Annotated in this window: 13 protein-coding genes; 5 read left to right on the top strand and 8 right to left on the bottom strand. The window is 62.1% G+C overall.

Annotated elements, in window-relative coordinates:
- The 5 genes from OPU71_RS19990 to OPU71_RS19970 form a co-directional block, all read right to left on the bottom strand.
- The coding region (locus OPU71_RS19990) for a methyltransferase domain-containing protein (RefSeq protein WP_267729834.1) at window positions 1-2,007 on the bottom strand (2,007 nt) is incomplete at its 3' end.
- On the bottom strand, window positions 1,989-3,311 hold the full coding sequence (locus OPU71_RS19985) for an ABC transporter ATP-binding protein (protein WP_267729833.1): 1,323 nt from the start codon (window positions 3,309-3,311) through the stop codon (window positions 1,989-1,991). The genes OPU71_RS19990 and OPU71_RS19985, both read right to left, overlap by 19 nt.
- Window positions 3,311-4,105 carry an ABC transporter permease gene (locus OPU71_RS19980; RefSeq protein WP_267729832.1) on the bottom strand — a complete coding sequence of 265 codons (795 nt, stop codon included), beginning with the start codon at window positions 4,103-4,105 and terminating at the stop codon, window positions 3,311-3,313. Before OPU71_RS19980 ends, OPU71_RS19985 begins: the two co-directional genes overlap by 1 nt.
- Entirely contained in the window at window positions 4,102-5,541 is a 1,440-nt protein-coding gene (locus OPU71_RS19975; RefSeq protein ID WP_267729831.1) for a mannose-1-phosphate guanylyltransferase/mannose-6-phosphate isomerase, read from the bottom strand. Before OPU71_RS19975 ends, OPU71_RS19980 begins: the two co-directional genes overlap by 4 nt.
- A 70-nt stretch (window positions 5,542-5,611) precedes the next feature.
- Window positions 5,612-6,619, bottom strand: coding sequence for an NAD-dependent epimerase (locus OPU71_RS19970; RefSeq protein ID WP_267729830.1), 1,008 nt, complete (start codon window positions 6,617-6,619; stop codon window positions 5,612-5,614).
- A gap of 271 nt (window positions 6,620-6,890) precedes the next feature.
- On the opposite strand from OPU71_RS19970, the gene OPU71_RS19965 reads away from it, so the two are divergent.
- Window positions 6,891-7,652: a hypothetical protein gene (locus OPU71_RS19965; RefSeq protein WP_267729829.1), complete on the top strand. Its 762-nt coding sequence runs from the start codon at window positions 6,891-6,893 to the stop codon at window positions 7,650-7,652.
- A gap of 52 nt (window positions 7,653-7,704) precedes the next feature.
- Here the strand turns inward: OPU71_RS19965 and OPU71_RS19960 are convergent, their stop codons facing one another.
- Window positions 7,705-8,610, bottom strand: coding sequence for a hypothetical protein (locus OPU71_RS19960; protein WP_267729828.1), 906 nt, complete (start codon window positions 8,608-8,610; stop codon window positions 7,705-7,707).
- 252 nt (window positions 8,611-8,862) lie between these two features.
- Here OPU71_RS19960 and OPU71_RS19955 point away from each other — a divergent pair, with 252 nt between their 5' ends.
- The 3 genes from OPU71_RS19955 to OPU71_RS19945 all read left to right on the top strand — a co-directional run bounded on the left by OPU71_RS19955 (window position 8,863) and on the right by OPU71_RS19945 (window position 16,009).
- Complete coding sequence (locus OPU71_RS19955; RefSeq protein WP_267729827.1) at window positions 8,863-12,195, top strand: DUF2126 domain-containing protein; 3,333 nt, start codon at window positions 8,863-8,865, stop codon at window positions 12,193-12,195.
- Window positions 12,196-12,548: 353 nt separating this feature from the next.
- Window positions 12,549-15,068 carry a circularly permuted type 2 ATP-grasp protein gene (locus OPU71_RS19950; RefSeq protein ID WP_267729826.1) on the top strand — a complete coding sequence of 840 codons (2,520 nt, stop codon included), beginning with the start codon at window positions 12,549-12,551 and terminating at the stop codon, window positions 15,066-15,068.
- Window positions 15,065-16,009 (top strand): transglutaminase family protein, encoded by a 945-nt coding sequence (locus tag OPU71_RS19945; protein ID WP_267729825.1) that lies wholly within the window; start codon window positions 15,065-15,067, stop codon window positions 16,007-16,009. The genes OPU71_RS19950 and OPU71_RS19945 overlap by 4 nt, the downstream gene beginning before the upstream one ends.
- Here the strand turns inward: OPU71_RS19945 and dut are convergent.
- Window positions 16,006-16,455: a dUTP diphosphatase gene (gene dut / locus OPU71_RS19940; RefSeq protein ID WP_267729824.1), complete on the bottom strand. Its 450-nt coding sequence runs from the start codon at window positions 16,453-16,455 to the stop codon at window positions 16,006-16,008. The two genes, OPU71_RS19945 and dut, sit on opposite strands and share 4 nt — an antisense overlap.
- A 38-nt stretch (window positions 16,456-16,493) precedes the next feature.
- On the bottom strand, window positions 16,494-17,681 hold the full coding sequence (gene coaBC / locus OPU71_RS19935; RefSeq protein WP_267729823.1) for a bifunctional phosphopantothenoylcysteine decarboxylase/phosphopantothenate--cysteine ligase CoaBC: 1,188 nt from the start codon (window positions 17,679-17,681) through the stop codon (window positions 16,494-16,496).
- Between the two features lie 69 nt (window positions 17,682-17,750).
- On the opposite strand from coaBC, the gene radC reads away from it, so the two are divergent.
- Complete coding sequence (gene radC / locus OPU71_RS19930; RefSeq protein ID WP_267729822.1) at window positions 17,751-18,428, top strand: RadC family protein; 678 nt, start codon at window positions 17,751-17,753, stop codon at window positions 18,426-18,428.
- The last annotated feature ends 35 nt before the right edge of the window (window positions 18,429-18,463 follow it).

Here is an 18,463-nt window from a genome sequence, read left to right as displayed (position 1 = left end):
GCACCGTTGCTCAGCGCGTTCGCACGCTGAACCCGCTTCGAGCTTCTCTGCTCGTGCGAGTAAAAGCTCAGCCTCAAAGCTCATCGCCCTACGTTCCTCACTCGCCGCACGGGCCTCAGCGGCGCGCAAAGCCGCATGAGCCTCATCGGCGCGACGCAAGGCCTGCTCGTAAAGGCGCTGATTCTGCGTTTCTACTTCAGTCACTCGCGCTTGCGCCCATTCGAGATGCGCATGAGTAGCGAGAGAATCGGCTTGCCTAGCGGCCAAGGTCGATTCAAATTGAGTAAATCGTACAGCGAACTGCTGATTGAAAAGCTCTGCCTGATATTTAGCGATCTCTACTAGCTCTCGCATGTGAGCTGCACTTTGATCAACTTCGCGGGCACGCGCAGCAGCAAGTGTCTCAGCCTCGACCGCACGCAAAGCCATCTGGTGCGCCTGCTGTTGCAGCAAGTCAGCCCGATCCGCGCATTCGCGGCGCACCGCATCCAACTCTTTGAGGTTGCTACCAACCTCAGACAATTCGTCATTGAACTTCTGACTTTCGATTACATGTGTGGTCTGAAATGCGTCAAGCCGGTCTCGAAGCGCCTGAGCAAAGCGCTTTTGTTCCTGGAGCGCAGCTTCCATAGCCGAATTCCAAACATCGTTCGCAGTCACATCGCCGAGAGGATCAGAACTAGCGTCGAGATACGTCAACATCCGAAAAAAGCTCCATTTGGTCGGAGGGTCTTGCCATACTCTTAGCGCCCAACCACGATATGGCTCAGGCAGACTATTTGGACTAATGGCAATTGTGCGCAACGGATCAGGATTGTCTACTTGGCCAGTAGCTAACTCACGTACGAAGATAAAAAACGCCAAGAACACGTTGCGCGGCCAAACACAGTCTACCGGCGCACTGCAAAGGGCCCCAAAGTCAATTAGCCGGGCAGAGCCATGGTCGTCAACTAAGACGTTCCATGTACGAATGTCATTGTGATAGATCCCGGCGCGTTCAAGCACGACGAGTTGCTCAAGGATCTGGCGCAAAATAGACATCCTGTTAAGCACCGCACCTTCCATTAACAGATCTAAGAGCAACCTTCCGTGCAACCGCTCCATGACGACCAACGCCTCGGATTCGCTTTGCGCTGCTCCAATGAGCTGCGGCGCCGCAAATCCATCCAGAGGGCTCGCCAAAAATTCACGCTCACGCTCAGCCTCGTTCTTGTTATGCCATCCGCGAGTGGGATGATCGAGGAGATACTGCTTGGCAACAAACTCATCCCCAACGAAATAGAGACGACTGGCTTCATGTGTGTTGTGAGCCAACTGATGGGGATCAGTTGCACAGCTAATGAATGGATATGCTGTCTCCGCGAAAACCAACCAGCGATTGCTCGCGTAAAACAAGGGGCGCTGGATTTCCGACAAATGCGTGGGGCATAGAGCCAATTGATGCACAAAACTACTGCCACATAGCAACTCTCGAGGCAGGCGCGGCTGGGATGGCCCCCAATAGAGTGGCTCATCGCGAAGAGCAAACTCAACAACGAGGGCATTGGCACACTCCGCCAAACGACTTAAGATCGCTTGAACAGGCGCAACCCCTTGCTCATGGATAAGGTGATGAAATACGCTCAGACCGAGAACCAAATCATATTGGCCCGGTGCCAGACGCTCTACGACAGTTTCAAGCCGAGCAGTCTCAAACCTCAATGCCAGACCAGACTGCTCGCGCGCTAGGTGTTCACACACGGCGATGTTTTTGTCAAGCAAGTCCACGCCATGCACGTGGGCACCGAGCCCTGCCAAACTCAATGAAAAGAAGCCTTGAGCACACCCCAAATCGAGCACCCGAAGGTCGCGCCCAAACGCAGCTCGAAGCGCATTATGAATAGGCGCTATGTAGTCAAGACGATCTTGGCAGCCCCGTGAGACCCCGGACGACAGCTCGGGGTGCCCAAAGATGGGCTGATACACCTCAGGAAGATCTGCCACCAACTTCAGAAGTTCGCCAGACAACTCGTTGTCTCCATTGCAACCGAACAGTCTTCGAAGGTCGACGTCAAATCGACGATTCCCCAGAAGGGCTGCTGGCGATAAACATGAACCAGAACCGAATCGTACCGACGATCAATCGGAGTCAAATCTCCCTGAGGATCGCCTGAAGATATTCCAAACGACACTAGGTAGTGCCCTTCATTGAGGCGCATTGGCATCGAGAACCTGAACACTCTCACCTCTCCGGCTCCGGCTCCTATTCTTGTCTTCCCCTCTGACGCCAGAAATGAATTTGTGCCAAAAAGGAATATTCCCTCCAAGGACTTCACAAGAATTCCAGGAACAACTTCAGTCACGTCGATATCAAAGCGAACCTTGAAGTAGAAGTCGACGAGCGCCCCGCTTTCAATTTGTGCGGGCGCGCTCTTTCCATCGGCTACGATTTCGTAATCGATAATTGCCGCACCACCGCCCCCCCAACGATGCTCTTCCTTGCGGTAGCTTGACCTCTCATGGAATCGGTCTACCCCGTCAGATGACAAGCTAGAGGAAACTACGCTCTCGACCTCGTCCGCGCCTGATCGATTTGAAGCTTTTCCGAACAACTCGTCCAGGTATCGATTGGTAACGTCCCGCGAGGCGCCGTCCATCTCGAGGCGACCATTCTTCAATAGCAACGCGCGGTCACAGTGCTTTACGACATCGCCAACGCTATGCGTAACCAGCAACAAGGTCGTGCCTTGCGCTTTGAAGTCGGCCACCCTCGCATAGCACTTGGCCTGAAATCGGGCGTCACCAACAGATAGCGCCTCATCAACGATCAGTATGTCTGGCCTCACGGCAGTTGCCACAGCAAACGCCAGCCGCACCTGCATGCCGCTTGAGTAAACCCTCAAAGGCTCATCGATATACTCGCCGATTTCAGCAAACGCTTCAATGGCTGGCATGAGATCCTGCATTTGGTCGCCGGTCAGTCCTTGAAGCTGACCTGCCACGATCACATTTTGTCTTCCAGTGAAATCGGGATGAAAGCCCATTCCCAGTTCAAGTAGGGCTGCAATACGGCCAGTTACTCGGATTTGTCCGGTCGTCGGCTGCGTAGTTCCGGTAATCATCTTGAGCAACGTGCTCTTGCCGGCCCCATTCACGCCGACGATACCCACGGCTTCGCCGGGACGAATCGTAAACGACACATCCTGCAGTACCCACTTTAATTGATGCAATGGCCTTGCGGCATCAGGAAGTAGCCACTCGACGAGCCGCGACCAACGATCGGGGTAGTGCTTGTAAGCCTTTCCAACATTAACAAGAGATATGCTTCCCATCAGAGTTCATCCACAATTTCGCCTGCGTGGCGACGAAAGAGTCCCAAGCCCAGCAAACAAAGCATCACTCCGACCACCCCAGCAGGCCATAGGCGCTGCCATTCGGGCCATTGCCCGGCAACGAAAACCTTCTGATAGGACTCAATCAGCCCGGCCATTGGGTTCCATGCAAGAAAGGAGCGAACGCTATCAGGCACCGTCGACGCAGGATAGACAATTGGGGTCAGCCAAAACCAGAACGTGATGAATATGCCGAAGAACTGTCCAATATCGCGAAAGAAGACGTTGAGCACGCCGAGCGATACACCGAGGCCAACGGAGAAGGCAACAAGGATGGCTGTAAGGGGAATTACGGCGAGATATGGGACGCCCGGAAAATTTCCGGAGACAATTAAGAAGAGCGTAAACAAAAAGAAAACAATGCAAAAATTGACGCCCGCGCTGAGAACGACGATGACTGGCAGACACATTCGAGGAAAACTCAGCTTCTTTAGAAGATTGGCGTTCTCAATGAACACTGTCTGCGCCCGCGTTACAATTTCGGCAAACAGACCCCAAATTAGCAGCCCAGCACATAGATAAATACTGTAGGCATAGGAGCTATCTACACCCGGCAGCTTGGCTCGCATTACCTCAGCAAAAATCACGGTATAGACCGCGATCATTGCCAGTGGGTTAAGCACATTCCAAGCCGCACCAAGAATGGAGTTGCTGTATTTGAGCTGGAACTCGCGCTTTACGCTACCAAGAATGAAACCTCGATAGACCCATAGGGCTCGGAACAATTGGGTCATTCGCAGCGCCCGTAAGTATCCTCAAAGCGCACGATGTCATCTTCCCCAAGGTAGGACCCTGACTGCACCTCGATGATTTCAAGAGGCACCTTCCCCGGGTTTGCCAAACGATGCGTTGTGCCCAGCGAAATGTAGGTTGATTGATTCTCCGTCAACAGCATCACTTTGTCGCCGTTGGTCACTTCTGCAGTACCGCTCACGACAATCCAATGCTCAGCTCGATGATGGTGCATCTGAAGACTCAGCTTGGCACCTGGGTTCACGCCAATGCGCTTGACCTGGAAACGATCGCCAAGGTCAATGCTGTCGTACCAGCCCCACGGGCGGAAGACCTTGCGATGGTTCTGCGCGAGCGTCTTCCCGTCGGATTTGAGCCGAGCGACGATCTTCTTGACGTCCTGGGTGTTGTTCTTATGGGCAACCATTACGGCGTCAGGTGTTTCGACAACTACGACGTCTTTGAGGCCAATACCCGCCACCAAGCGGGACTCTGCAAACACGAAACTGTCTTTGCAGCCCTCGAGCATCGCGTTGCCACGGACTGCATTACCGGACTCATCTTTGTCGCTTACCTGCCAGAGCGCATCCCAAGCACCGACATCCGACCACCCAGCCGATAGCGGGATAACTACACCGCGCCCGATATGAGCAGCTCCTGACAGCGGCTCCATAACTGCATAGTCAATCGAATCGGACGGACTGCGAAGAAAGGCCTGCTTATCGACGCGAACGAAGTCACCATCGTCTTTCGCCACCGCAATAGCCGCCCGACAAGCCTCGGCCATTTCGGGATTGAAATGCTCGATTGCAGCGAGCCAGCGACTTGCCTTGAGAACAAAAATGCCGCTGTTCCAGAGATACTCGCCACTGCTGACATACCGCTGCGCGGTTTCAGTGTTCGGTTTTTCAACAAAAGCTGCGAGCTCGAGTGCAGCCGAATTGTCCGCGACAATCGCACCGGTGCGGATGTACCCGTACCCAGTTTCCGGTCGATCGGGAACGATTCCGAACGTCACAAATGCGCCTGCTTCGGCCCGGCGTGCGCCATCCTGAATGGCAGCCTGAAACGCCGACAGATCTTGAATCACGTGGTCGGCGGGCATGACCAACAAGACCGGGTCGTCACCGTTGCGACATGCAGCTAGCGCGGCGAGCGTTAATGCTGGCGCGGTATTCCGACCAACGGGCTCGAGGACGATGGTCCCTTGTTTGCCAATTTGACGCAACTGCTCCGCAATCACGAAACGATAGTCGTCGTTCGTGACAACAATCGTGTCCTCAAGCGCATCGACCAAGCCATTGAGTCGCATGGCCGTCTCTTGAAGCATCGTGTTCGACGAAGCCAGAGCGAGTAGTTGCTTGGGATAAGACTCGCGCGAAGCGGGCCACATGCGGGTACCGGAGCCGCCTGAAAGAATGACTGCCTGAATAGCCATGATTTAATTCGAGCAAAAGAAATTGAGGGAAACAACTGCGTCCGAAAGACCGTAGCTGAGGATTTGAAGCCTACGAAGCGTAGTAGCCGCGGTACCAGTCAATGAACCGAACAACCCCCGCCTTGATCGCAGTGGCGGGACGATGGCTTGACCAGGCGGTGAGCGCCGAAACGTCGGCGTATGTTGCGGGCACATCACCCGGCTGAATCGGTAGCAGGTTTTTCTCTGCTTTCATACCCAACGCAGATTCAATCGCCTCAATGAAGGACAGCAATTCCACCGGCCCTTGATTGCCGATGTTGAACACACGATACGGCGCTCGCGCAGTAGCGGGGTCGGGGTTTTGCGGGTCGAAATCGGCGTTGGGTTCGGCCGGGCGGTCGAGAGTGCGGATGACGCCTTCGACAATGTCGTCGATGTAGGTGAAATCGCGCTGCATCTTGCCGTAGTTGTAAACGTCGATCGGGCGGCCTTCGAGGATGGCTTTGGTGAAGAGGAACAGCGCCATGTCGGGGCGGCCCCAGGGGCCATACACGGTGAAGAAGCGCAGGCCGGTGGTCGGCAGGCCGTAGAGATGGCTGTAGGTGTGAGCCATCAACTCATTGGCCTTTTTGGTCGCGGCGTACAGGCTGACCGGGTGATCGACGCTATCCGATTCCGAGAAGGGCATCTTCTCGTTACCGCCGTAGACGCTTGAACTGCTCGCGTACACGAGGTGCTCGACCTTGTTGTGGCGGCAGCCTTCAAGGATGTTGGTGAAGCCAACGATGTTGGATTCGATGTAGGCGTGCGGATTGACCAGCGAGTAGCGCACGCCGGCTTGCGCCGCTAAATGCACGACGCGATCGAACTTTTCTTCGGCGAACAGCTTTTCGATTGATGGGCGATCAGCAACGTCCATCAGCACGAAGCGGAAATTCGGGTGCGGCGTCAGTCGCGCAAGGCGGTCGCGCTTGATCTGTGGATCGTAGTAGTCGTTGAGGTTGTCGAGACCAACGACGGTATCGCCGCGCTCAAGCAGGCGCAGACTGGTGTGCATGCCGATGAAACCGGCTGCACCCGTTACGAGAATCTTCATTGCGAGCCACCTGCCCCAGGGGCTCAAAAGCCGCTGGCGCTGTGCGCCGCAACATGAACCCGGGGAGATAAGTTGAACGGATGACACCTCTAACGGGTGTCTGCCGGATTATTTCATTGATGGCGCCACTCAACAGCGAGCGCGCCCTCCTTAGCCGAGAAGTATCGCACACAAGGGAAATCTGCCAAAGCAGTGACGGCCCGACTTTGTTGCGGTGTATCAGACGCCGCCGCACCTGGGTTCGCTAGCGCTCCGTGGCAATATGCCGCCCATGTGGAAAACAATCCGGATCGCGCTGCTGCTACTGGTTCTTGCGACCGTAGCACTGGATGCCTGGCGCGCCAAACACGCCGCGACTGACTGGCAAGACACGCTGCATGTTGCGGTGTATCCGATCAATGCCGATGGCAGTGCCGCCGCCGCAAGCCGCATCGCCGCGCTGGATCGCGAGCAGCTCTTGCCGATCGAGCGCTTTCTGGCGGACGAAGCACGGCGCTATGGCGTAGCCACGATGATGCCGGTTCGCCTGACGTTACAAGCTGCGCTCACCGCGGGGCCGCCCGCTGCGCCGAAGAACGCAGGCATGCTCGGCGCCATCATCTGGAGCCTGAAGGTGCGCTGGTGGGTTTGGCGCTTGCCCACGGCTACACCTCGCCCCCACGTGCGCCTGTTCGTCCATTACTGGGATCCGTCCGACGGACGCGTACCAAGCTCACACGGACTCGAACGCGGGCAGATTGCAATCGCCCACGTGTTTGCCAGTCGTGCCATGCAACGCAGCAACGATGTGGTGATCGCGCACGAGATGCTTCACGCCCTGGGCGCCTCTGACAAATACGATCCAGCAAGCCTGGAGCCGATCTACCCGCAGGGCTACGCGGAACCGGACGCCCAGCCGCGCCTTCCCCAACGATTCTGTGAATTGATGGCGGGCCGCTTGCCGAGCGAATCCGGGCCGCCCGAACAGGCGAAGAGCCTTGATCAGTGCCTGATCGGCGCAGTCACCGCTCGCGAGATCGGATTCGTGAAGTAGGCCCGGATGGATCGCGGCGCGCGCCGGTCTCGATCCATCGGCCCCGAATCAATCAATGCAAGGATTTGGGCGGAGGCTCCCGGAGCGCATCCAGTTCCCGCTCCAGCGCGAGCACCGACGACGAAGGCAGGCCGATCCGCAAGCTCGACGCCCGCCCCAGCCCGACCAGCAAGCACAATTCCGAGCCGCGCTCGACTGCCGCCAGCGTCCAGGAAAGTGGATACGCACGGTTCACGTAGGTCACCACCTTGCCCCAGCTGGATAGCCCGGCAGGTGGCTGGCCTTCGCGCGGCGGCAAGGCATCGAGAATGACGCAGAGGTAGCGATCTGCGATGGCCAACAGCCCTGCCGGCACCAGTTCGCGCCCGCCTTTTCCCGGCACCGACGGCCAACTGGCCAAGCCGCGCAAGGCATCACCGGCAGGCATGGATTCCTGCATCGCACTTCGCAGCTTGAATGACAGATCAAGCACAGGCGCGCTGCGTGGCGCATCGCCCGCCTGTATTGCGGCATTGCCCGGCAAGCCAAGCAGGATTTCCCTCACCACCGCGCGGAAAAGATCCGCACCCACCATGTTGAAGCCCAGCACACAACTCGTTTCCGCCGCCCCGGTGTCCAGGCGCAGCTCGCCATGCAAAAGCAGTTGCGAGAGTTCAACCACCCGCGTCTCGGCAAAGCTGGCTTCGCGCACCAGTGTTGTACCGTCTGCCTCGGCAAATGCCACCCACCAGAAGCCCTGCCCCAGGGCCAGGGTGTTCTCCGGGATCGACAGCCCGAAGGTCTGAAACCTTGGCGTGTGGATGATTGCGCGCGGCGTCTCGCCCGCTTGCGCAAAACGTGCGGCTAACAAACTGCGAAAGGGCTCTGCGGCGTCCTTTACCTGTTCAATGCTTTCAGGAAAAGGCAACTCGCGCCCTGCCGGCTTTCCAAAGGCCGGTTTTGTAGAAAGCGTCCCCATGGTGCAATCCTCCCTCGATAGCCCTTCGTCACCCGATGGCAACGATCCGAGCCCTCTGCCTTAACTGTAGGCCGTCTTGTGCAATGCAACCAGTCGGTGCTGCGCGCCTCAACATGGTGCCTTCCAGCAAGCACATGGTGATGCAAGCACCGTCGCGGTGCCGGCAATGCAGGTCTGCGGCGCCCGCTGGCAGCTGGTTCGCTCCTTGCTAGGTCTTCGGGGCGAATCCCCGCGTCAGACGAAAGCAGCGTGATGTCGATCCACGTCGCCCTCCACCACGTTACTTCCTACCAGTACGACCGCCCGATCTCGCTCGGGCCGCAAGTTGTCAGACTGCGCCCGGCCCCGCACAGCCGCACGCGCATCCTTTCTTACTCGCTCAAGGTCTTGCCCGAAGGCCATTTCATCAACTGGCAACAAGACCCCCAATCGAATTATCTGGCCCGCCTGGTTTTCCCGGAGAAAACGACGCAGTTGCGGGTCGAGGTCGATCTTGTCGCCGAGATGTCGGTGATCAACCCCTTCGACTTCTTCCTCGAACCGCACGCCGAAAAGATTCCCTTCGACTATGACGCCACCCAAAGGATTGAGCTGGCGCCTTACTTGAGCAAACTCGACTGCGGCAAACTGTTTGACAAGTACCTCGCCCAAGTGCCGCGTGAGCCCACGGCCAGCGTCAACTTCCTGGTGGCGCTCAACCAGCGCGTGCAGCAGGACATCAGCTACCTGATCCGGCTCGAACCCGGCGTGCAGACGCCCGAAGAAACCCTCACCAAGGGCAGCGGCTCCTGCCGCGATTCGGCCTGGCTGCTGGTGCAATTGCTGCGTCACCTTGGGCTGGCCGCCCGCTTTGTCTCGGGCTACCTGATCCAGCTCACCGCCGACCAGAAATCGCTCGACGGCCCCTCCGGCACCGAAGTGGACTTCACCGACCTGCACGCCTGGTGCGAGGTCTACCTGCCGGGCGCCGGCTGGATCGGGCTTGACCCGACTTCCGGCCTGTTCGCCGGTGAAGGCCACATCCCGCTCGCCTGCACGCCGGAGCCCTCGTCCGCTGCGCCGATCACTGGCGCACTCGAAGCCTGTGAAGCCGAGTTCGAGCACGAGATGAAGGTCACCCGCATCTGGGAGGCGCCGCGGGTCACCAAGCCTTACACCGACGCGCAGTGGGCGGCGATCGAAGCGCTCGGCCACGAAGTCGATGCCAAACTCGCCGCGATGGACGTGCGCCTGACGATGGGCGGCGAGCCCACCTTCGTGTCGATCGACGACCCCGACGGCGCCGAGTGGAACACCGCCGCGATGGGGCCGAACAAGAAGCGCCTCGCCGCCGATCTGTACCACCGCATGCGCGACAAATACGCCGCCAGCGGCCTGGTGCATTTCGGCCAGGGCAAGTGGTATCCGGGGGAGCAGCTTCCGCGCTGGTCACTCAACTGTTTCTGGCGCCGCGATGGCGAAGCGATCTGGCGCAACCCGGCGCTGATCGCTGACGATTCCAAGCCCGGCACCGCCGACGAGTTGCTCGGCGGCCGCTTCTTGCGCGCACTCGCCGAACGCCTTGCGCTAGACCCCGAGTTCGTCTTCCCCGCCTACGAAGACAGCTACTACTACATGTGGCGTGAGCGCCGCCTGCCGAGCAATGTCGATGTTTTCGACTCGCGCATTGACGATCCGCTCGAACGCGACCGCCTCATGCGCACCTTCCAGCAAGGGCTCAAGAAGGTCGCCGGCCATGTGCTGCCGGTCGGGCGCGCAGCCGGCAGCAAGCATTGGCAAAGCGGCCCCTGGTTCCTGCGCAGCGAGCGCTGCTACCTGATCCCTGGCGACTCACCGGTCGGTTACCGCTTGCCACTCGACTCCCAACCCTGGGCCTCGGAAGCCGATTACCCCTGGATTCACCCGGCCGACCCGTCGGCGCAGCACGCGGTGCTACCGGTGCTCAGCGCCCTGCGCATGCAGTCGCGCCCGCCGGTGCCGCTCCGCCCCGTGCCGGAGGGCATGCGCGGCAAGGCCGCCAATGAGTCGCACACCGCACGCGCACCGGGCCTCAAGGAAAGCGCCGCGTGGATCACCCGCACCGCAATGTGCGCGGAGGCACGCAACGGCGTGCTCTACATCTTCATGCCGCCCACCAGCGAACTGGAGGACTACCTCGAACTGGTCGCCATGGTCGAAGACACCGCCGAGGCCCTCAAGGTACCGGTGCTGCTCGAAGGCTACGAGCCGCCCAAGGATTCGCGCCTGGCGCAGTTCCGCGTCACGCCCGACCCCGGCGTCATCGAAGTCAACATCCACCCGGCCAAGAACTGGGACGAGCTGGTCGAACGCACCACCCACCTCTACGACACCGCGCGCGAATGCCGCCTGACGACCGAAAAGTTCATGGTCGATGGCCGCCACACCGGCACCGGCGGCGGCAACCACTTCGTTCTGGGCGGCGAGACCGTGCTCGATTCGCCCTTCCTGCGCCGCCCCGATCTGCTGCGCAGCCTGATCAGCTACTGGCACAACCACCCCTCGCTCTCCTACCTGTTCTCGGGGCTCTTCATCGGCCCCACCTCGCAGGCGCCACGGATCGACGAGGCACGCAACGATTCGGTGTACGAACTCGAAATCGCCTTCCGCGAAATCGAACGCCTGAGCGCCGGCGGCCAGTGCGCGCCCTGGCTGGCCGACCGCATCCTGCGCAACATCCTGATCGACGTCACCGGCAACACCCACCGTGCCGAGTTCTGCATCGACAAGCTCTACTCGCCCGACAGCAGCACCGGCCGCCTCGGCCTGCTCGAAATGCGCGCCTTCGAAATGCCGCCGCACGCGCGCATGAGCCTGACCCAGCAATTGCTGCTACGCAGTCTGGTCGCGCGTTTCTGGGAACAGCCCTACGCCCCGCCCCGGCTGGTGCGCTGGGGCACCGAGCTGCACGACCGCTTCCTGCTGCCGCACTTCATTGCGCAAGACATGCGCGACGTGGTCGAAGAGATGTACCTCGCCGGCTTCCCGATCAAGGAAGACTGGTTCGCTCCCCACCTTGAGTTCCGCTTCCCCAAGATCGGCGACTTTGCGGTCAAGGGGATGGAGCTCGAGCTTCGCACCGCGCTCGAGCCCTGGCATGTGATGGGCGAAGAAGGCTCCGCTGGCGGGGCCGTGCGCTATGTGGATTCGTCGGTCGAGCGCTTGCAGGTCAAGGTCAAAGGCATGGCGCCCGATCGCTTCTGCCTCACAGTCAACGGCACCCCGGTACCGCTGCACGCCACCGGCAAAGTGGGCGAATTCGTTGCCGGCGTGCGCTACCGCGCCTGGCAGCCGGCTTCGTGCATGCACCCGACGATAGGCGTGCACGGGCCGCTCACCTTCGACCTGGTCGATACCTGGATGCAGCGCAGCCTGGGCGGCTGTCAGTACCATGTTGCCCACCCCGGCGGCCGCAACTACGACAGCTTCCCGGTGAACGCCTACGAGGCCGAAAGCCGGCGCCTGGCGCGCTTCTTCCGCTTTGGCTACACGCCGGGCGAGATGAAGCTGGCCGTGCCCCCCACCCAGGGCGACTTTCCCTTCACGCTTGATCTGCGGCGCGGCTAAGCCTGGCCATCCGGACGCATCGCCAACCGGCATCGTGGCCGCGTCCGGATGCCCGCGGTAGGGTTCGGGGGCAAGGTCGCAGTCTGTGCATGCCGCACTGCGACCTCCCGCCCAAGGCGCCTGCGGATGCGGCCTACCCCCGGCCCGGCGTGGGGCCCCGGGCAAGGCCGGCACGCACCGCCACAGCGCCCGCCCACCGCTCGCGCGCCGCTACCCACAAGGCAAGCCAATGCTCCCGCTGTGGTTTCAATGCACAAGAACGGGCGCGTGACGCAAGCAAACTTATGGAACGGCAACCCTATTCCTGTACCCTGCATTTTGATCCTGCACAAGCCGTTCGCATTTAAGCTGACATGACGCTCAAACCCCCGTTTGCCGCTTACCGCTGCCCGCCCGCGCATTTCGACGAGACCTTCCTCGCCGATGGCTCACCCCGGCCAGCATGGCAATCGCTGATCACCACCCTCCAGGCGGGGGGGGCGGATGCGCTGTTGCGTCAGGCCGATACGCTGCGCCGGATGGTTGAGCACGACGGGGTGACCTACAACGTCTACGCCGACCCCAAGGGCGCCGATCGCCCGTGGTCACTCGATCCGGTGCCCTTGATCCTCTCGGCCGATGACTGGCAGTGCATTGCCCGCGGCATCGCACAGCGCGCACAAGTACTTGACCGCACCCTGGCCGATCTCTACGGCCCGCAACACCTGATCGCAGAAGGTCTGCTACCGCCCGCGCTGGCCTTCGGCCACTCCGGCTACCTGTGGCCCTGCCAGGGCGTCACGCCACCCGGTGGGCGCTGGCTGCACCTTTACGCCGCCGATCTCGCGCGCTCGGAAGACGGCCGCTGGTGGGTCATTCACGACCGCACGCAAGGCCCCTCCGGCATCGGCTACGCCATGCAGAACCGGCGCCTGGTCTCGCGCGGCCTGCTTGAGCTGTTCCGCAACTCGCACATCGCGCATTTCACCGATTTCCTGCGCGTCCTGCGCGATTCGCTCACCGCCATGGCGCCGGTGCCGCCGGGCGAAGCGCCGCGCATCGTGCTGCTCACGCCCGGCCCGTGGAACGAAACCTACTTCGAGCACTCGCTGCTGGCACGGCATCTGGGCTTCGCGCTGGTGGAAGGGCAAGACCTCACGGTGCGGCAGGATCGCGTTTACCTGAAGACACTGCAGGGCCTGCAGCCGGTGCACGGCATCCTGCGCCGGCTTGACGATGATTACTGCGACCCGGCCGAGTTGCGCGCCGATTCGGCGCTGGGCATCCCGGGCCTGCTTGCGGCGGTGCGGGCGGGCAAGGTACTGGTGGCCAATGGCCTGGGCAGCGGCGTGCTCGAAACCACCGGCATTCACGGCTTTCTGCCCGCCATCTGCGAACGCCTGCTGGGCGAATCGCTCGAGTTGCCATCGGTTGCCACCTGGTGGTGCGGCGAGGCACCGGCGCTCGAACACGTGATCGAACACATCGATGAACTGGTGATCAAGCCCGCCTTCCCCGGCATGAGCCCGGAGCCGGTCTTCGGCCATCGCCTCAACGCCACCGAGCGCGCCGCCATGGTCGAGCGCCTGCGTGCCACGCCGCACGCCTTCCTGGCGCAGGAATGGGTTCGCCTGTCGCAGGTGCCAACCTTGCAACGCAACGGCAGCCTCGCACCCCGCGCGGTGGGCATCCGCGTTTTCGCGCTCGCCACCCCCGAAGGCTATGTCGTCATGCCGGGCGGGCTGGCCCGGGTCGCGCCGCAGTCCGACGACGACGTAGTCAGCATGCAGCGCGGCGGCGCCAGCAAGGACATCTGGGTGCGCAGCGAGGCGCCGGTCGCGCGCGAAGCGCTGGTGAGCCCGCCTATTGCGCCCCATGAACTGATCCGAACGGCCGCCACGATCCCCTCGCGGATTGCCGAGAACCTGTTCTGGCTCGGGCGCTACAGCGAACGTTGCGAAGCCCATACCCGCCTGCTGCGCGCCGGCCTCAACCGGCTTTCGGGGTCGGACGATGAGGGCATGCGCGCCAGTCAGTCGCTGGCGCGCATCTGCCATGCGCTGCAGATGCTGCCGCAGGAGAGCGAAGCCGACGACGAGCCCGCCCGCCTGCCGGACGACGCAGACTGGCTGGCCGCGATATTCGATGGCGATGCCCCCAACAGCCTGCTTGCCAACGCGCGCCGTTTGCAGCGCGCCGGCGGCCAGGTCCGCGAGCGCCTCTCGGCCGATAACTGGCACGCCCTCAACCGCTTGCCGCAAGTTCTAGAGCAAGCCGCGCCGGGCATCGGCGGTGCCGCCGAGGCGCTCGACAACGCAATGCTGGTCTGCGTATCGCTGGCCGGCTTTGCGATGGACGACATGACGCGCGACGATGGCTGGCGCTTTCTCCTGCTGGGGCGGCGGATCGAACGCCTCGCCGGCCTTGGCGCACTGATCGGGCACTTCCTGGCCAATCCGCCCGAACTGCGCGACGGCGGCCTTGAATGGCTGCTCGAAGCCACCGACAGCATCATCACCTACCGCAGCCGCTACCAGCGGCGGCCGGAAATGCTGCCGGTGCTTGATCTGGTGGTCTTCGATCGCGACAACCCGCACGCGCTGGGCTTCCAGCTTGAAGTGCTGACCCGCTACCTGGGCCGCCTCGGGCGCGACTTCGGCATGCGCTTTACGAGCGACCCGGCCGGCCTGCTCGACACCCTGCGCCGCTTTGACCCGACCCGCTTCCATAACCTGGCGCTGCTCGACGAGGCCGCGCCCGGCGGCGCGCCAATCGAAGCACTGCAAGCCTTCGCCTGGCGCGCGCAGCAACTGGCCTTTGCGCTGTCGGACGAACTGTCGCTGCGCTTCTTCAGCCATGCCGAGCGCGCCGTGCACACCGCGGAGGCCGCGTGAGCGCACCGACCCGCTACTTCGTTTCGCACCTCACCGAGTACGACTACGGACGCCCGGTCGCCAATGGCCGCCACATCCTGCATCTGAGCCCCCGCAGCCTGCCCTGGCAATCCGTGCTGAGCCACGCGGTCCTGATCGACCCGGGCCCAAGCGAACGGCAGGCGGGCGTGGATGCCTTCGGCAACCCGATCGAAACCCTGGTGCTGTCGCACCAGCACAGCAGCCTCGCCGTCCATGCCCGCAGCTGGGTCGAACTCGCGCCCCGCCCTTCCCCCGCCGCCAAGGCATCCGAAACATGGATCGCGGTGCGGGAAGGCATGGTGTTTCGCGCAGGGCAGCCGCCCAACGCGGCCGAGCGCGACGCCGCGCGTTACCTGTTTGAATCCCGCCATGTGCGCGTCAAGCGCGAGCTGGCCGATTGGGCTTCGGCGTGCTTTGCGCCGGGCGAAGCGTTGCTGAGCTCGGTGGCCCGACTCAACGCGCGCATCCATGCCGAGTTTGCCTTCGACCCGGAGGCCACCCATGTTGCAACGCCGGTGATGGAAGTACTCAAGACTCGCCGCGGCGTTTGCCAGGACTTTGCGCACCTGATGCTCTCCGCCCTGCGCTCGCTGGGCCTGCCTGCGCGCTACATGAGCGGCTATCTGTTGACCACGCCGCCGCCCGGATCACCGCGCTTGGTGGGCGCGGACGCCAGCCACGCCTGGGTTGCCGTCTGGAGCCCGCTATCGGGCTGGGTGGAGTTCGACCCCACCAATGGCGTGATGGCAGGCATGGGCCACATCACGCTCGGGTGGGGCCGCGACTTTGGCGACGTCACGCCCCTGCGCGGCGTGATCTACGGGGGCGGTGAGCACACGCCAAGCATCGAAGTGAGCGTGGTGCCCGAGGCCGACTACCCGGCCCTGTTCGGCGAAGCGGCCACGCGCCTGGCAAGTTAAGCGCGCCCGGTGCTGCCGAAGCCGCCCTCTCCGCGGTGTGAGGCGTCGAAGTCGTCCACAACGTTGAAGCCGACCTGCAGCACCGGCACCACCACCAACTGCGCAATCCGCTCCATCGGCTCGATCACGAAGGTCTTGTTGCCGCGGTTCCACACCGATACGAAGATCTGCCCCTGGTAATCCGAATCGATCAGCCCAACCAGGTTGCCCAGCACGATGCCGTGTTTGTGGCCCAGCCCCGAGCGCGGCAGGATCATCGCCGCGAGGCCCGGATCAGCAAGATGGATCGCCATGCCCGTAGGCACCAGAAAGGTCGCGCCGGGTTCCAGCGTGACCGCGGCGTCGAGGCAGGCGCGCAGATCGAGCCCCGCCGAACCGGCGGTTGCATAGTGCGGCGGGTTTTCCTTGAGACGCGGGTCGAGCAGTTTGACGTCGATTCGATGCATGGGAAGAGACTCCGGTTGTCAGTTCAGGGGCAGCACAGTCAGGCCAGCATGCGCGCGAAATGCGCGACGATCGCCTGCGCCACTTCATCCTTGGGTGCCTGCGGCAGTTCGTGGCGGCCGGCATCATCGAACAGCACGACGCGGTTGTCGTCGCCGCCCATGCCGTCCTGCACCAGATTGCCCACCAGCAGTGGCACCCGCTTCTTGGCGCGCTTGGCGGCCGCATACTCGTCAAGGTTCTGGCTTTCAGCCGCAAAGCCAATGCAGAACGGCGGATTGGGCAGCGCCGCCACCTCGGCGAGGATGTCGGGGTTCTGCACCAGTTCGATCGTCATGCCGCCGCTGCCGGTTTTCTTGAGCTTGTGTTCGGCCGCATCGGCAGGCCTGTAATCCGCCACCGCCGCAACGCCGATGAACACATCAGCGTGCATCACGTTGGCGAGCACCGCGTTGCGCATCTGCAGCGCGGTCTGCACATCGATCCGATTGACGCCGCGCGGCGTCGGCTGCGACACCGGGCCGGCGACCAGCGTGACCTCGGCCCCTGCGTCGGCACAGGCGCGCGCCAGCGCAAAGCCCATCTTGCCGGAGCTGATGTTGGTGATGCCCCGCACTGGATCGAGCGGCTCGAAGGTCGGGCCGGCGGTCAGCAGCACCTTGCGGCCAGCAAGGCGCTTGGGCGTGAAGAAGGCCGCCACCTCGGCGACGATCTCCAGCGGTTCGAGCATCCGCCCCATGCCGACTTCACCACAGGCTTGCTCGCCCGACGCCGGGCCGAACACCGCGATGCCATCGGCACGCAACTGTGCCAGGTTGCGCTGGGTCGCCGGGTTCTCCCACATCTGGCGGTTCATCGCCGGGCACACCGCAAGCGGGCATTCGCGTGCGAGCGCCAACGTGGTCAGTAAATCATCCGCCATGCCGTGCGCCAGCTTTGCCATCACATCGGCGGTGGCGGGCGCCACCAGCAGCAGATCGGCGCCGCGAGTCAGTTCGATATGCGCCATGTTGCGGCTCTGGCGCGAATCCCAGGCGTCGGTCCAGGCCGGATTGCCGGTCAGCGCCTGAAAGGTGATCGGCGTGACGAAATGCGCGCCGCCCTCGGTCAGCACGCAATGCACGTCGGCGCCTGCCTTGCCCAGCTGGCGCGCCAGATCCGCCGCCTTGTAGGCCGCAATGCCGCCCGAAATGCCCAACACAATGCGCTTGCCCGTGAAAATGCTCATGACATGGAGTTCCGATTACGCGGCACGATGGAGGCCAGATTCTACCGCCCCACCCTGCAAGGACACGACATGGCGATCACCGACTGGCCCGAAGACGAACGCCCGCGCGAGCGATTGCTGGCGCACGGCGCAGCGGTGCTCTCCGACGCCGAATTGCTCGCGATCTTCCTGCGCGTCGGTGTCAAAGGCAAAAGCGCGGTGGATCTCGGCCGTGAGCTGATCGCCCGTTTCGGCAGCCTGACCGGCCTCTTCGCCGCACCGGTAGAGGACTTTGCGAAAGTCCATGGCATGGGCACCGCCAAATTTGCACAACTACAGGCGGTGATCGAGATGGCGCGCCGCGCACTCGGCGAAGAGATGCGCGAACGCGATCTGCTCAGCTCGCCCGCCGCCGTGCGCGACTGGCTGCGTCTGAAGATTGGCAGCCTGCCTTACGAAGTCTTCATGGTGATCCTGCTCGACGCGCAGAACCGCCTGATCCACGCACAAGAACTGTTTCGCGGCACGCTCGACCAGACGAGCGTTTACCCGCGCGAGGTGGTGAAGCTGGCGCTCGCCCACAATGCGGCAGCCACCGTGTTCGCGCACAATCACCCGTCTGGCTGCGCCGAACCGAGTCGCGCCGACGAACTGCTCACCGGCAGCCTCAAGCAGGCGCTTGCCTTGGTGGACGTACGCGTGCTCGATCATTTCATCGTGGCAGGCAATACCACACCGCTCTCATTCGCCGAACGCGGCATTCTCTGAGGGCAACAAGGCGAACCGGGCAAGGCACCCGCCGC

Origin of the sequence: Niveibacterium sp. 24ML, from assembly GCF_026586805.1 — a bacterium.
In the GTDB taxonomy this organism is placed as follows: Bacteria; Pseudomonadota; Gammaproteobacteria; order Burkholderiales; family Rhodocyclaceae; genus Niveibacterium.
Note: the sequence above shows the minus strand (reverse complement) of the source record. Positions and strands in the feature narration are given on the sequence as shown.